The sequence below is a fragment of the Saccharomonospora amisosensis genome, assembly GCF_011761185.1.
GTDB lineage: Bacteria > Actinomycetota > Actinomycetes > Mycobacteriales > Pseudonocardiaceae > Saccharomonospora_A > Saccharomonospora_A amisosensis.
On the sequence record NZ_JAAOYM010000001.1, the window covers coordinates 4,611,778 to 4,626,230 of the forward strand.

Genomic DNA, 14,453 nt, shown 5'->3' on the forward strand with positions numbered 1-14,453 from the left:
CGGCAGGGGCGGCACCCGCTCGGCGGGTGCCGCCCCTGCCGTTTCGGTGGCTGTAAGCGCGGCAGGCACTCAGTGGGAGTGGCCGTGCCCGTTTCCGGCGCCGTTGCCCTCTTCCTCCTCCGGCTTGTCCACCACGGAGCTCTCCGTGGTGAGCACGAGCCGCGCGATGGAAGCGGCGTTGGCGACAGCGGAGCGTGTCACCTTCACTGGGTCCACGATGCCCGCCGCCAGCAGGTCGGTGAGCTCACCGGTGGCGGCGTTGAAGCCCTGCCCCCAGCTCTGCTCCTGAACCTTGGACACGATGACGGGGCCCTCGTGGCCCGCGTTGTTGGCGATCCACCGCAACGGCGCGACCAGCGCCTCGCGGACGATCTTCACGCCGGTCGCCTCGTCGCCGCTGAGGCCGAGCCCGCTCTCCAGCTCCTTGGCCGCGTGCACTAGTGCGGAACCGCCGCCGGGCACGATGCCTTCCTCGACGGCCGCCTTGGTAGAGGCGACGGCGTCCTCGATACGGTGCTTGCGCTCGTTGAGTTCGGTCTCGGTAGCCGCACCAACCTTGATGACCGCCACCCCGCCGCCGAGCTTGGCGAGGCGCTCCTGCAGCTTCTCCCTGTCCCAGTCGGAGTCGGTAGTCTCGATCTCCTTGCGGATCTGGGCGATGCGTGCGTCGATGTCGGCCTTGGTGCCCGCGCCATCAACGATCGTGGTGGTGTCCTTGGTGACCTCGATACGCCGGGCCTTGCCCAGCACGTCGATCCCCACCTCCGACAGTTTCAGGCCCACCTCACCGGACACGACCTGGGCGCCGGTGACGACGGCGAGGTCATCGAGGAACGCCTTACGGCGGTCACCGAAGAACGGTGCCTTGACCGCCACGGCGGTGATCGTCTTGCGCAGCGCGTTGACCACCAGAGTCGAAAGCGCCTCGCCCTCGACATCCTCGGCGATGATCAGCAGCGGCTTCTTGGCCTCCGCCACCTTCTCCAGCAGCGGGAGCAGGTCGGCCAGCGCCGAGATCTTCTCCCGGTGCAGCAGCACGTAGGCGTCCTCGATGATCGCCCGCTGCTCCTCCGCGTTGGTCGCGAAGTGCGCCGAGATGAAGCCCTTGTCGAACTGCACACCCTCGGTGATCGACAGCTCGGTGGCCAGCGTGGAGGACTCCTCCACGGTGATCACACCGTCCTCGCCGACCTTCTCCACGGCCTCACCCAGCAACGCGCCGATGTTGGCGTCGCGCGAGGTGACGGTGCCCACCTGGGCGATGTTGTCCCGGCCCTTGACCGGCGTCGCCTTGTCCTTGAGCACCTCGATGATCTTGTCGGCCGCGGCCTCGATGCCCTTGCCGAGCGCTGTCGGGTTGGCGCCGGCAGCGACGTTGCGCAGCCCGACGGACACCAGCGCCTGGGCGAGCACGGTCGCCGTTGTGGTGCCGTCCCCTGCGACGTCGTTGGTCTTCGTCGCGACGTTCTTCGCCAGTTGCGCGCCGAGGTTCTCGAACGGGTCGTCCAGCTCGATCTCGCGCGCGACCGTGACGCCGTCGAGCGTGATCGTGGGGCCGCCGAACTTCTTGTCCAGCACGACGTGCCTACCGCGCGGCCCGAGGGTCACCTTGACCGCGTCGGCGAGCTTGTCGACGCCACGTTCGAGCGCTCTACGAGCGTCCTCGTCGAAGTTGATCTGCTTTGGCATTGCGAACCCTCTCTCCGTACACGCGAAACGCCCCGGCCCCCGGCTTGAGCGGGGCCCGGGGCGTTATCGCGTACGCAGGTCGTCAGTTGATGACGGCCAGCACATCGCGGGCGGACAGGATCAAGTAGTCCTCGCCGTTGTACTTGACCTCGGTGCCGCCGTACTTGGAGTAGATGACGACGTCGCCTTCCTTGACGTCCATCGGGACGCGGTTGCCCTTGTCGTCGATGCGGCCCGGGCCGACGGCCAGGACCTTGCCCTCCTGGGGCTTTTCCTTCGCGGTGTCGGGGATGACGAGGCCGGACGCCGTCGTCTCCTCGGCCTCGCTCGTCTGGACAACGATCTTGTCCTCGAGCGGCTTGATGTTCACGCTCACCGGATTGACCTCCACGGGTCCGTCGAAAGCGTTGGCAGGTACCTAGTTGGGTACGGCTCCTACCACCCCGCCGTCGCGGGTGCCGGGGCGTGTGTGGTGCCGTGCGATTAGCACTCTACTGACTTGAGTGCTAGCCGCGCAACCAGGGGCGACATCGGGCGATTCGCACCCACCCAACGTTCATCGACTGCTCACTCGCAGGGGCAGCAACTGTCATCCTGCCAATGCAGGCTGTGCGGGTTCTGGCTGGTAGGCACCACGTTGGGAGTCAATCCGTGCCCGCATCAGGTGAAAATGAGTCCTTCACGTCAACACGTCGTCATGTACTCGTAGGAGGGGCCGCGGTCGGGGCCGCAGCGCTCACCACGACCCTGCCGAGCACCGTCGCGGCAGCCGCACCGTCTCCGGTGCGCTCCGGACCCCATGGCGGGGACCCCTTCACCCTCGGCGTCGCATCCGGCGAGCCCGACAACCACAGCGTGGTGTTGTGGACTCGCCTCGCCCGCGACCCGCTGGCCGAGGACGGGCTCGGTGGGATGGGATCACGCACCGTCGAGGTCGACTGGGAAATCGCGCGCGACGAGCGGTTCCGGCACATCGTGCGCCGCGGCCGGGAGCGCACCGGTCCCGACGCAGGCTTCGCGGTGCACGCCGAGGTCGCGGGACTGGCGCCCGGCCGCGAGTACTTCTACCGGTTCCGCCACGGCCGCCACGTCTCCCGGCCTGGCCGGACCCGCACCGCGCCACCGGTCGGTGTTCTCGGCTCCGGGCTCACGATGAGCTTCGCCTCCTGCTCGCAGTTCGAGCACGGCTACTTCACCGCCTACCGGTACCTCGCCGCAGACGAGCCCGACCTGGTGCTGCACCTGGGCGACTACATCTACGAGTACAGGCCGCAGGTCTACATCTCTCCCGACGGCAACGTTCGTGATCATGCCGGCCCGGAGACCGAGACCCTGGCCAACTACCGGCAGCGCTACGGGCAGTACCGGACCGACGCCGACCTGCAGGCAGCACACGCCATCGCCCCGTGGCTGGTCGTGCCTGACGACCACGAAGTGGACAACAACTGGGCGGGCGACATCTACGAGAAGCCGAACATCCCGCAACCCGACTTCCTGCAGCGCAGGGCGAACGCCTTCCGGGCGTACTACGAGAACATGCCGCTGCGCCGCCGCAACATGCCGCAGGGCTCCAACATCCGCCTCTACCGCTCGGTCGCGTGGGGCTCACTCGCCAACTTCCACATGCTCGACACCAGGCAGTACCGCGACGACCAGGCCTGCCGCGACGGCTGGAAGGTTTGCGAGGACTCCGCCGATCCCGCGAGGACGATCACGGGTGCCGACCAGGAGGCCTGGCTGCTCGAGCAGTTCCGCCGGTCACGCGCTCGCTGGGACGTGCTGGGTCAGCAGGTGTTCTTCGCCCGTAGGGTCAGTGGCTCCGGGGCCAACAGCATGGACGCCTGGGACGGTTACAAGGGTTCCCAGGAGCGCATCGCCGAAGGCTGGCTTGAGGCGGGCGTGCGCAACCCCGTGGTACTCACCGGCGACGTGCACACCCACTGGGCGAACGAGTTGAAGGAGAACTACGCCGACCCTGACAGCCGGGTGATCGGCACCGAGCTGGTGACCAGTTCCATCAGCTCGGGTGGCAACGGCGCCGACTCCGACCCTGCCGACGACCCCAACCTGCGACGCAACCCGCACATCAAGTTCCGCAACGCCCAGCGCGGTTATGTGCGCACGCGGATCACCCGCGACGAGCTGCGGGCCGACTTCCGAGTGGTGGAGCGCGTCACCGAGCCAGGTGCGCCTGCGCGTACGCGGGCGTCCTTCGTGATCGCCGACCGTCACCCCGGGCTTTCGGAGGTACAGCCCGGTTGATCACAGGGACACGGTGCTGACCGGCAACGCCGGGTTGGCGGAGAGGTCCATGGCGCTCGGCGCGCAACCAGCCGCGACCACGTGCGCGCCGAGCGCCGCGATCATCGCCCCGTTGTCGGTACACAGCCGGGGCCGGGGTACGCGAAGCTCGATGCCCGCCTCGGCGCACCGCTGCCTGGCCAGCGCCGAAAGGCGGGAGTTCGCAGCCACCCCGCCGGAGATGACAAGCGTTCCGATGCCGGACTCGGTCGCCGCCCGCACCGCTTTCGCCGTGAGCACGTCCGCGACCGCCTCCTGGAACGACGCGGCCACGTCAGCGACCGGCACCTGCTCACCACGCGACTCCGCGGCTTCGACCCACCGCGCCACCGCGGTCTTCAACCCGGAGAAGGAGAAATCGAACTTCGCGTCACGGGGGCCTGTCATGCCGCGCGGGAACGTGATGGCCTGCGCATCACCGCTCTTCGCCGCCTTGTCGATGGGCGGGCCGCCGGGATAGGGCAGCCCCAGAAGCCTCGCCACCTTGTCGTAGGCCTCGCCTGCCGCGTCGTCGACGGTCGAGCCGATTTCGGTGATCTTCGAAGCGATGTGGTCAACCCGCAGCAGCTGGGTGTGGCCACCGGAGACGAGCAACGCCAGGCACGGCGAAGGCAGTGGCCCGTGCTCCAACGTGTCGACAGCGATGTGGCCCGCGAGGTGGTTGACGCCGTACAGCGGCACGTCAAGCGCCGCCGCGTACGCCTTGGCCGCTGCAACGCCAACCAGTAGCGCACCGGCGAGCCCCGGTCCGACCGTAACGGCGACCGCGTCCACGTCCGACAGTTCCAGCCCAGCACTTTGGAAAGCGCGACGAACGGTCGGCGCCATCGCCTCGAGGTGAGCTCTGCTGGCCACCTCCGGTACCACACCGCCGAAGCGGGCATGCTCCTCCACACTGGAGGCAACCTCGTCGGCGAGCAGTTCCACGGTGCCGTCGTCGTGCAGCCGCACGAGACCGACACCCGTCTCGTCGCAAGAAGTCTCGACTCCCATGATGATCGATGGCATCACCCTGCCACCTCCTGTGTGCCACGGGCCTGCCGCATCATCGTGTAGGCGTCGGCGCCCGAGGGCTGGTAGTAGCGTTTGCGCAGGCCGATCCGGCTGAAGCCGTGTCGCTCGTACAGCCTGATGGCCGAGTCGTTGTCGGTGCGGACCTCGAGGGTCACCAGTGCGTGCAGCTCATCGGCCCTCGCCAGCAGCGCACGCAGCAGCGCGGTGCCGATGCCCTGCCCCTGGAAGTCGGGATGCACGCCGATGGTGTGCACGCTGGCCTCCCAGTCCCCCGGTGTGCCCACCATCGCCAGGCCCGCGTATCCGGCGAGTTGGTCGTCATCGGTGAGCGCGGCCAGGTAGAAGCCACCCGCCTGCAGTTCGGCGTGGAAGGCGCTCGCGCTCCACGGTGAGTCACCGGAGAACAGGATCCGCTCCAGCTCGACACAGCGGCGGATGTGCTTGCCGCGCAGCGGCTCGAGCCTCACGGCACGGTCACCCGCTTTCGCGCGCCGGGCTGCGCGACGTCCGGCCTGCGCAGGTAGAGCGGGGTCAACGGTGCGGCGGGCTGATCGTTGAGTAGCGCTTCGCGCGCTGCCCGAACCAGGCCACGTGGGCTGGGGTGAGCGTGTTCGACGCGTTCGGTGAGGGAGGCGTCGAGGTCGGCAGGCCGGTCGACGTGCGGACCGTCGGTGCGGGTGCCCGCTCCGTCGTAGGCCGCCCAGTACACCTCGCGGCGCCGCGCGTCGGTGATGACGAGGAAAGGGGCACCGGCGTCAATCCCCGCGGCTATAGCGTCGAGGCTGCAGACCGGGTAGGCGGGGATGTTCAGAGCGTGCGAGAGGGCGGTGGCGGTGACAATGCCCGCTCGGAGCCCGGTGTAGGGCCCGGGCCCCACCCCGCACACGATGGCGTCGAGTTGGTCGAGGCTCGTCCCGGCATCGCGGACGGCGTCCATGACGTGCGGGGTGAGCAACTCGCCGTGCGCGCGGGCATCGACCGTGACCCGCTCGGCGAGCACGGTCAGCCTCCCCGTGCGCACGTCGACGACCCCGGCGGTGACCGCGGGTGTCGCGGTGTCGATGGCGAGTACAAGCACCCTTCGAGCCTACGACCGACCGGTGAACGACCGCCGAGCACCTGCCGTGGCCGCGACCACGTTTAGCGGGCAAACCGCTGTACTTGCGCACGCTAAGCAATGCGGGTCCCAGGTCGGCTACGGGCCCCAACCACGGTTAGCCCGCTAAACGCGGTTCGGGCGGTGCACCGGGCGTGCGGTCGGCCCGCCGTGGTGTGCGGGCATCATGGTCGCGGCGGCCCGTTCGTGGCGCGGGTCGCGCCCAACACTGTCGGGCTCCGGAGAACAATCGAAGGACAAGGAGACCGGTGACCGTGCTCTTTCCCGCTTTGCAGTCGGCGACCACCAAGGAAGCGCTGCGCTTCGGTGACAGGACACTGACCTACGCCGACCTCGCCCTGGTGGCGGGCGCACTTGCTCACCGACTGCGCCGGTTGGACCACGATCGGCCACGGGTCGCCATCTGGGCGACCGCGAGCCTGGAGACCAGCGTGGCGACCGTGGCGGCACTGCTCGCGGGTGTGCCCGCCGTGCCGATCAATCCGAAAGCGGGCGAGCGGGAACTGGCACACATCGTCTCCGACAGCACGCCTGCCCTGGTGTTGGCGCCACCGGGTACGGACCTGCCTTCGGAGTTGCACCGCGTCGCCCGCGAAGACGTCAGCATCGAGGGTGGCGCAGGTGACCTCCCGCCGGAGGTCGAGAGCGAGACACCCGCATTGATCGTGTACACCTCGGGCACCACTGGTCCGCCGAAGGGAGTCGTGCTGCCACGCAGGGCCATCGCCAGCACGCTCGACGCCCTAGAGGACGCGTGGCAATGGACGGCCGACGACGTGCTGGTGCACGCGCTGCCGTTGTTCCACGTACACGGCTTGATCCTCGCGATCCTCGGCCCGCTTCGCCGCGGTGGCACCGTGCACCACATCGGCCGGTTCTCCACCCAGCAGATCGCCAGGGAACTCACCGGCGAGGCCACCATGATGTTCGGCGTTCCAACGATGTATCACCGCATCGCTTCGGAAGTCGCCACCGACCACACGCTGGCGAACGCTTTGCGCGACGCCCGACTGCTGGTATCCGGATCAGCGGCCCTTCCGATGCGCGATCACCAACTCATCACCGAAGCCACCGGGCAACAGGTCGTCGAACGCTACGGCATGACCGAGACACTCATGAACACCAGCGTGCGGGCCGACGGGCCGCGCAAACCAGGAACCGTCGGACCGCCACTGCGTGGTGTCGAACTGCGGTTGATCGACGAAGACGGCAACACGGTCGAGCTCGGTGACACGGAGACCGTCGGCGAAATCCAGGTACGCGGGCCCAACCTGTTCACCGGATACCTGAACCGACCCGACGCGACCGCGGAGGCCTTCGACGGCGACTGGTTCCGCACCGGCGACATGGCCACCCGCGATACCGATGGTTACGTGCGCATCGTCGGGCGGAAGGCCACCGACCTCATCAAGAGCGGCGGATACAAGATCGGCGCGGGCGAGATCGAGAACGCGCTGCTCGAACACCCCGGCGTCGCCGAGGTCGCCGTCACCGGTGAGCCGGACCCCGACCTCGGTGAACGCATCGTTGCCTGGGTCGTGCCCAGCGACGAGCCCGCGGTGAAGGAGACCGAACTGGTCGACCACGTCGCCAAGCTGCTTTCGCCGCACAAACGTCCCCGCGCAGTGCGGTTCCTCGGCGCGCTACCACGCAATCACATGGGCAAGGTCATGAAGCGAGCCCTCGATACTTGACAGCGCACACGCGATGCTCACCGTTGCAGTTCGGAGCCAGGCAGAGTCGGCACCGGCTCACCACGGTTAGCCCGCTAACCGCGCACCCCCGACACCCGGCGAACCACGGTTAGCCCGCTAACCGTGCTTGTGGTGCCCGCTCGGTCCAGTCGCCATGGGGTTCGAGGCTGACGACCCGGACGTCGTCAGGTCGGCGGCCGAGACGCACCACGAGGTAATCCTCCGAGAGGCGTTCGGCCAGCCCCTCTCCCCACTCCACCACGATCGCCGCTTCCTCGAGATCGGTGTCCAGGTCGAGGTCGTCGAGTTGGGAAAGGTCGTCACCGAGCCGGTAGGCGTCGACATGCACGAGAGGTACGCCCGGATCACCAGCCGGGTGCACACGAGCGAGCACGAAAGTCGGCGAGCTGACGCGGCCGGAAACCCCCATCCCCTCCGCGATCCCCCTTGCCATTGTCGTCTTGCCCGCTCCGAGTGGTCCTGCGAGTAGCACCAGGTCGCCCGCTCGAAGCAGGCGTCCCAATGAACGTCCGAACTGGACCGTGTCCTCGGGCGAGGGTAGCTCGAAACTCACCTGCGCCACCAGAAGATCCTCCGCGTCGATCTCTTGCTTCGCGCACCCGAGCACGACCGAAGCAACTGCCGGAGATGGTCGTTGACCAGCTCCGGTCGCTCCAGGTGCACCATATGTCCCGCGTCCATGACCCGCACGAGCCTCGCCTGCGGTAGCTCGGCGGCCATGCGCTCAGCGTGCGAGAACGGCGTAATCCGGTCGGCATCGGCGCCAACGACCAGCACCTGCGCGTGCCTCAGCCCCGCGAGCGCGGCATAACGGTTGTGGCTGCCGAGCGTCTCGGCGAAGCTGACCAACTGCCGCACCGGGGATACCCGCAGCATCTCCTGCATGAAGTCGACCAGCTCCGTGCTGACATTCCCCTTGCCGAACGCCAGCCTGCGGACCGCGTGCCTGGTGAGCTGACCGCCCGCCGCACGGACGAACTCAACAAGCCCGGGCTGCCAGCCCGCCAGTTCACCGACCCCACGGGTGACCGGGTTGTACTTGGACAGCAGCGACCTGCCAAGGCCGTGGCTGCCAACCTCCCCCGCAGCGGTCGCGATCAGCGCGACGCCGCGAACGCGTTCGGAGAACAGTTCCGGGTGCTTCTGTGCCAGCTCCATGATCACCATGCCACCCATGGAGTGGCCTGCAAGCACCAGCGCTCCGTCAGGCGCCACGGCACGGATGACCGCGTGCAGGTCGTCGGCGAGTTGTTCGATGGTGCTCGTCCGCGCGTCCGACGGCGCCGACTGCCCATGTCCTCTGTGGTCGTAGTAGACCTGACGCACCCTAGGCGACCGCAGTGAGGCGAAGTCCCTCCGCTGGAACCGCCAACTTCGCCGCGACAAGGCAAAGCCGTGCACACCGACCACGGTCACCACTGCGCCCTTGCCGCTGGGTGGATCGACCTCTTCCACAGCCAACGGTGCGCCGTCGTCGGCCGCGACGGTGGAGACGCGGCAGGCAGGTTCGGCCAGCGTCAGCTCTTCGGCTCGTGTTTCCTCCCCCGTGCTCATCGCTGCCCGACCTCCCCCACGTAGCGGCGGCTCACCCTCGGCCGGTACATCCCGGTGACGATCTCGTAGTCGATCGTGCCGATGGTTTCCGCCCACTCGGTGGCTGTGGGTTCGCCCGCCTCACCGGTTCCGAACAGCACCACCTCGGCGCCCAGCGGCGGTTCGTCGTCGCCGCAGTCGACCACCAACTGGTCCATGCACACCCTGCCGACCACGGGCCTGCGACTTCCGGCGAGCCAAACCTTCATCCGGCCGGAGAGGGTTCGTGGTACGCCGTCGGCATAGCCGACCGGAACGAGTGCCAGTGTGGTGTCCCTGCGGGCGGTCCAGGTATGTCCGTATGAGACGGATTCCCCCGCCTCGATCCGCTTGGTGAGCACGACGCTCGAACGGAAGGTCATCGCTGGCCGTAGTCGCTCGGGTTGCGCGACCGGGTTGAGTCCGTACACGGCGATACCGGGCCGCACGATGTCGAAATGCAGGTCGGACCTGGTGAGTGTGGCCGCAGAGTTGGCAAGGTGTCGCAGTGGCCGCAGCCCGGCGTCGCGGGCGACGGCATAGGCGGCCGCGAACCGCTTCGCCTGCATGTCGATGGATGGGTGCCCGGGCTCGTCGGCGCAGGCCAGATGCGACCAGATCGCGACGACTTCCACATCCGGTTCAGCCGCCGCCGCCTTCACCAACTCCGGCCACGCGTACGCGGGGCACCCGTTGCGGGAAAGGCCGGTGTCAATTTTCAGGTGCACGCGGGCGGTACGTCCAGCTCTTCCTGCCGCATCGGCCACCCGCGCGAGTTCATGAGCGGAGCTCACCGACAGATCGATGTCGTTCTCGATGCCAGGAGTGAAGTCCACGCCCGTGGTGTCGAGCCAACTCAACAGCCGTACCGTGATGCCCGCGTCGCGTAGGTCGAGCGCTTCGGCCAGGGATGCCGTGCCGAGCCAACTCGCACCGGCCTCAACCGCCGCACGGGCCACCGACACGGCGCCGTGGCCGTACCCGTCCGCCTTCACCACCGCCATCGTCTCGGCACCGGACTCGGCCGCGCGCGCGGCGAGCAGGCCGAGGTTGTGCCTGATCGCCGACAGGTCGATCAGCACCTCGGCACGGGGCGGTTGCGCTGCGCTCATGATGTGGGAATTTTCCCATAGCGCGTTCAGACGTCGTGCGCGCGTGCTCTCGCCGCGGCGTGCCGCCGCCTGATGCGCTCCCCTTCGTCGATGTCCTCAGCTGTGGGTTCGGTCAGCCGCGACACGGTGTCGGCCCGCCACTGCGGTGGCTGGTCGGTACCCGCCAGCGCCCACGCAGCCTGCCGGGCCGCGCCGATCGCGACGTGCTCGGCGGGCGGCGGGACGGCGACCGGGACACCGAAGACGATCGGCGCGACGGCACGGACGCTCTCCGACTGCGCGGCGCCCCCGATGAGCAGCACTCTGCGCACGGTGATGCCCTGCGCACGCACGGCTTCCAGTCCGGCCGCGAGGCCGCACAACATGCCTTCGACCGCGGCACGCGCCAAGTTCTGCGCTGTCATGTTCGCCCTGCGCAGCCCGTACAGCGAGCCGGCGGCATCGGGCAGGTTGGGGGTGCGCTCACCGTCGAGGTAGGGCAGCAGGGTTAGCCCATCGGCGCCCGGTGGTGCGCTCAGTGCGAGCTTGTCGAACTCGGCGAGGTCCACACCCAGCATGGTGGAGGTCGCGGTGAGCACGCGTGCGGCATTAAGCGTGCAGGCCAGCGGCAGGAAGCGGCCCGTGGCGTCGGCGAACCCGGCGACGATGCCGGTGGGATCGGCGGCGGGTGTCTCGCTGACTCCGAACACGGTGCCGCTCGTACCCAGCGACACCACGACGTCGCCGTCCGCGGCCTCCAGCGCGAACGCGGCCGCCATGTTGTCACCGGTGCCCGCGGATACCAACCTGCCGTCGCGGGTGTAGCCAGCCGGCTCCGCAGGCTGCAGGACCTTCGGTAGCGCAGGGTCACGGCCACCGAAGGCGCGGTGCAAGATGTCGGTGCGGTAAGCGCGTTTCGCGGGCGAAAAGTAGCCGGTGCCGGATGCATCACCACGGTCGGTAACCGGTTCACCACCAATGAGCCGCCAGGTCAGCCAATCGTGCGGGAGCATGACCCGCGCCACGCGATCGGCAAGCTCGGGTTCGTGCTCGGCGAGCCAACGCAGCTTCGTGACGGTGAAGCTGGCCACCGGCACCGAGCCAACGGCCTCGGCCCACGCCTGCCCGCCGCCGAGTTCCTCGGTGAGGTCGGCGGCCGCTTTGGCCGAACGGGTGTCGTTCCACAGCAACGCGGGTCGCACAACATCGCCGCGCTCGTCGACGGTCACCATGCCGTGCTGCTGCCCGGCCACGCCGATGGCGGACACGCCGTCCAGCAACCCGCCGCTGGCGGAGCCGAACGCATCCCACCACGCTCGCGGGTCCACCTCCGTGGCGTCGGGGTGCTCGGCCCGGCCGGTGCGAACCACCTCGCCGGTGCGCGCGTCGCACACCATCACCTTGGTCGATTGGGTGGAGGAATCGACCCCAGCGACCAACACTTCGTCGTTGCCGTGCATCTCACCCAGCTTCCTTACCCGCTGCGAAGCGAGTTCGTGCCGCAACCGCCGCCGGACATGACGTCCGCACCGGTCGTTCGCCGGCCGTGACTCTGCGACCTCTGCGACTTCTGCGACCTCTGCCACTTCGAGAGCTTGCCGCGCCCTTCATATCAGGAAGAACCACCGTTGTTAACGCATAACCCGGCAGCGCCGCCTTCACCCCGCGCCGCCGAACCACGTTTCGCGGGCTAACCGTTGTCGGGGCGGCTATGGTCGGGTGGCTGACCAGCGGAAGCGAGGGACCATGAGCTACCTGCGTTACGTCGCGCTCGGCGACAGCCAGACCGAGGGACTCGGCGATGGCGACGAGGCCACCGGCTACCGCGGCTGGGCCGACCGGCTCGCGGAACGACTCGCTCGCCTCGATCCCCGGCTGCACTACGCCAACCTCGCTGTCAGAGGCAGGCTGGCCACTCAGGTTCGGACCGAACAACTCACACCAGCTCTTCGGCTTCGCCCCGACCTGGCGACCGTCGTGGCAGGCATGAACGACCTGATCCGTCGCGACTTCGATGCCGGCCGCGTAACTGCCTGCCTGGAGGACATGTTCACCGCACTCACCGCGAGCGGCGCCCACGTCGCCACGGTGACGTTCCCCGACATCGGCAGGATCGCCCCGCTCGCCCGCCCGCTGAGGCCCAGGGTGCTCGACCTCAACGCCCGCATCCGCGCTGCCGCGGCACGACACTCTGTCACGGTTGTCGACACCTTCCCGCACCCGGTTACAACGGACCCACGGCTGTGGAGCCCCGATCGGCTGCACGCCAGCCCACTCGGCCACGCCCGCATCGCGGACGCCTTCGCACACGCACTTGACCTTCCCGGCAGCGACAGCTCGTGGTCCGGCGCGCTACCTCCGCTTGCCGTACCGGGACCGTGGCATGCCGCGCGCACGGAGTTGCGTTGGCTCGCGACGTTCGCCGCGCCCTGGATTCGCCGACGGATCGCCGGGCGTTCCTCTGGAGAAGGACGCGGCTGCAAAAGGCCGTGTCTGGCGCCGGTCAACCAACCAGCGCTCGAACCTCCCGAAGCGCCAGCGGGATAGCGTCCAGCACGCCGGATGCCGACACCGGAACACCCCCCGCCGCTAGTTCACCCGACCTGGCGTGCACGTCGGCTGCCGCACCCGCAGCCAGCCACGGGTCCAACCCCGACGCCAGAAGTGCGCCGATGAGCCCGGAAAGCACGTCGCCGGAACCCGCCGTCGCCAGCCACGCCCCCCTGGGCTTGTTGATCAGAACCCGCCCACTCGGGTCCGCGACAACCGTGCAGTGTCCTTTGAGCAGCACCACCGCGTCGAATCGCCGAGCGGCTTCGCGGACGGCAGCCACCCGGTCGGACCCCGGCGCCGCCCCTGTAAGCCGCTCGAACTCGCCGTCGTGCGGAGTCAGCACCAGCGGTGTATCCGGGTCACGCGCATCCAGCACATCGGGGTGCTGCGCGATGATCGTGATCGCGTCCGCGTCCGCGCACACCGGCACTCCCTGCCCAAGTGTGTGAGCCAGCACCTCCGTGCCCTCGCGACCGGTGCCTATACCGGGGCCCACCACCCAGGCCTGCACCCGGCCCGCATCGAAAACCGATCCGGTAGCCACCACTTCAGGCCAATGCGAACGGACCACGTCCGCCGCCGGGCCGGCATAGCGAACCATGCCCGCCTTGCCTCGAACCGCGGCGGCGGCGGCCAGCACCGCGGCGCCGGGATAGGCCGCCGAGCCCGCCGCGACACCCGTCACTCCCTGGGTGTACTTGTTGTCCGACGGCGCGGGCACGGGCCAGGTACTGGCGGTGTCGGCGGGGTCCAGCCGCAGCAGAGCAGGCTCTCCCAACTCACCGGCAAGCCCGATGTCCACCAACTCGACATCGCCGCATCGCTGCGGGTTGAGAACATGCACCGGTTTGTACGCGCCGAAGGTCACTGTGCTGGTCGCGGTGACCGCGGGACCGTCGACAAATCCGGTGTCGGGCTCCACGCCGCTGGGCAGGTCGACAGCGAGCACCGGAGCGGTCACCGTTTCGAGCAGGGCCGCCGCATCCGGCCGCAACGGCCCCTTACCGGAGATGCCGACGATGCCGTCGATCACCAGATCCGCGTTGCCGATCCATTCGGCGTATTCCGACGGCTCAGGCAGCCGTCCGCCGGCCCGCCTCAGTGCGGCAAGGCCGGCCGGGTGCGCCTTGTGTGGGTTCAGCAGCACGGCTGCAACACCCACGCCACGTCTGCGCAGGAACGCACCAGCCCACAACGCGTCACCGCCGTTGTTGCCTGCGCCGACCAGCAACACCACTCGCCTGCCCTGCACTCCACCGGTGTGCTTGGCGAGCAGTTCCGCCGCGTACACAGCGACGCCGTAGGCGGCGCGCCGCATCAACGCCCCTTCCGGGACGCGGGCCAGCAGCCGAGTCTCCGCTGCCCGCACCTGTTCGGTGGTCCAGATACCCTGCACAGCGA

At 68.7% G+C, this 14,453-nt stretch carries 13 protein-coding genes; 3 read left to right on the forward strand and 10 right to left on the reverse strand.

What is annotated here, in order from left to right; translation table 11 throughout:
• Nucleotides 1-69: 69 nt before the first annotated feature.
• Together groL and groES are read right to left on the reverse strand one after the other, a co-directional pair.
• Complete coding sequence (gene groL / locus FHU38_RS22350; RefSeq protein WP_167174782.1) at nt 70-1,689, reverse strand: chaperonin GroEL; 1,620 nt, start codon at nt 1,687-1,689, stop codon at nt 70-72.
• A gap of 82 nt (nt 1,690-1,771) precedes the next feature.
• A complete protein-coding gene (gene groES / locus FHU38_RS22355; RefSeq protein WP_009152442.1) occupies nt 1,772-2,065 on the reverse strand; it encodes a co-chaperone GroES in 294 nt (97 codons plus the stop codon).
• Nucleotides 2,066-2,340: 275 nt separating this feature from the next.
• Here groES and FHU38_RS22360 point away from each other — a divergent pair, with 275 nt between their 5' ends.
• Complete coding sequence (locus tag FHU38_RS22360) at nt 2,341-3,951, forward strand: alkaline phosphatase D family protein (RefSeq protein WP_167174785.1); 1,611 nt, start codon at nt 2,341-2,343, stop codon at nt 3,949-3,951.
• On the opposite strand, the gene tsaD is transcribed toward FHU38_RS22360, so the two are convergent.
• From tsaD to tsaB, 3 genes are read right to left on the reverse strand one after another with little or no spacing between them, the layout of a single operon-like run.
• Nucleotides 3,952-4,998 (reverse strand): tRNA (adenosine(37)-N6)-threonylcarbamoyltransferase complex transferase subunit TsaD, encoded by a 1,047-nt coding sequence (gene tsaD, locus FHU38_RS22365; RefSeq protein ID WP_167174788.1) that lies wholly within the window; start codon nt 4,996-4,998, stop codon nt 3,952-3,954.
• Nucleotides 4,998-5,471: a ribosomal protein S18-alanine N-acetyltransferase gene (gene rimI / locus FHU38_RS22370; protein WP_167174791.1), complete on the reverse strand. Its 474-nt coding sequence runs from the start codon at nt 5,469-5,471 to the stop codon at nt 4,998-5,000. The genes tsaD and rimI overlap by 1 nt, the downstream gene beginning before the upstream one ends.
• A complete protein-coding gene (gene tsaB, locus FHU38_RS22375; RefSeq protein ID WP_167174794.1) occupies nt 5,468-6,082 on the reverse strand; it encodes a tRNA (adenosine(37)-N6)-threonylcarbamoyltransferase complex dimerization subunit type 1 TsaB in 615 nt (204 codons plus the stop codon). Before tsaB ends, rimI begins: the two co-directional genes overlap by 4 nt.
• A gap of 293 nt (nt 6,083-6,375) precedes the next feature.
• On the opposite strand from tsaB, the gene FHU38_RS22380 reads away from it, so the two are divergent.
• Nucleotides 6,376-7,815: an acyl-CoA synthetase gene (locus tag FHU38_RS22380; protein WP_313886886.1), complete on the forward strand. Its 1,440-nt coding sequence runs from the start codon at nt 6,376-6,378 to the stop codon at nt 7,813-7,815.
• A 109-nt stretch (nt 7,816-7,924) separates the two neighbouring features.
• On the opposite strand, the gene tsaE is transcribed toward FHU38_RS22380, so the two are convergent.
• The 4 genes from tsaE to xylB are packed head-to-tail and all read right to left on the reverse strand — an operon-like array spanning nt 7,925 to nt 11,959.
• A complete protein-coding gene (gene tsaE, locus FHU38_RS22385; protein WP_167174800.1) occupies nt 7,925-8,398 on the reverse strand; it encodes a tRNA (adenosine(37)-N6)-threonylcarbamoyltransferase complex ATPase subunit type 1 TsaE in 474 nt (157 codons plus the stop codon).
• Nucleotides 8,386-9,390, reverse strand: a complete 1,005-nt coding sequence (locus tag FHU38_RS22390) for an alpha/beta fold hydrolase (protein WP_167174803.1) — start codon at nt 9,388-9,390, stop codon at nt 8,386-8,388. The genes tsaE and FHU38_RS22390 overlap by 13 nt, the downstream gene beginning before the upstream one ends.
• Complete coding sequence (gene alr / locus FHU38_RS22395; RefSeq protein WP_167174806.1) at nt 9,387-10,520, reverse strand: alanine racemase; 1,134 nt, start codon at nt 10,518-10,520, stop codon at nt 9,387-9,389. The genes FHU38_RS22390 and alr overlap by 4 nt, the downstream gene beginning before the upstream one ends.
• Nucleotides 10,521-10,546: 26 nt before the next feature.
• A complete protein-coding gene (gene xylB, locus FHU38_RS22400; protein ID WP_167174809.1) occupies nt 10,547-11,959 on the reverse strand; it encodes a xylulokinase in 1,413 nt (470 codons plus the stop codon).
• 286 nt (nt 11,960-12,245) lie between these two features.
• Between xylB and FHU38_RS22405 the strand changes: the two genes are divergently transcribed.
• Nucleotides 12,246-13,046, forward strand: coding sequence for an SGNH/GDSL hydrolase family protein (locus tag FHU38_RS22405; protein WP_167174812.1), 801 nt, complete (start codon nt 12,246-12,248; stop codon nt 13,044-13,046).
• Here the strand turns inward: FHU38_RS22405 and FHU38_RS22410 are convergent.
• On the reverse strand, nt 13,003-14,448 hold the full coding sequence (locus FHU38_RS22410) for an NAD(P)H-hydrate dehydratase (RefSeq protein WP_167174815.1): 1,446 nt from the start codon (nt 14,446-14,448) through the stop codon (nt 13,003-13,005). The genes FHU38_RS22405 and FHU38_RS22410 overlap by 44 nt on opposite strands.
• Between the last annotated feature and the right edge of the window lie 5 nt (nt 14,449-14,453).

Coding starts and splice junctions, on each gene's coding strand:
- groL (WP_167174782.1), bottom strand. CDS start 1,689: ATGCCAAAGCAGATCAACTTCGACGAGGACGCTCGTAGAGCGCTCGAA.
- tsaD (WP_167174788.1), bottom strand. CDS start 4,998: ATGCCATCGATCATCATGGGAGTCGAGACTTCTTGCGACGAGACGGGT.
- FHU38_RS22390 (WP_167174803.1), bottom strand. CDS start 9,390: ATGAGCACGGGGGAGGAAACACGAGCCGAAGAGCTGACGCTGGCCGAA.
- alr (WP_167174806.1), bottom strand. CDS start 10,520: ATGAGCGCAGCGCAACCGCCCCGTGCCGAGGTGCTGATCGACCTGTCG.
- xylB (WP_167174809.1), bottom strand. CDS start 11,959: ATGCACGGCAACGACGAAGTGTTGGTCGCTGGGGTCGATTCCTCCACC.
- FHU38_RS22405 (WP_167174812.1), top strand. CDS start 12,246: ATGAGCTACCTGCGTTACGTCGCGCTCGGCGACAGCCAGACCGAGGGA.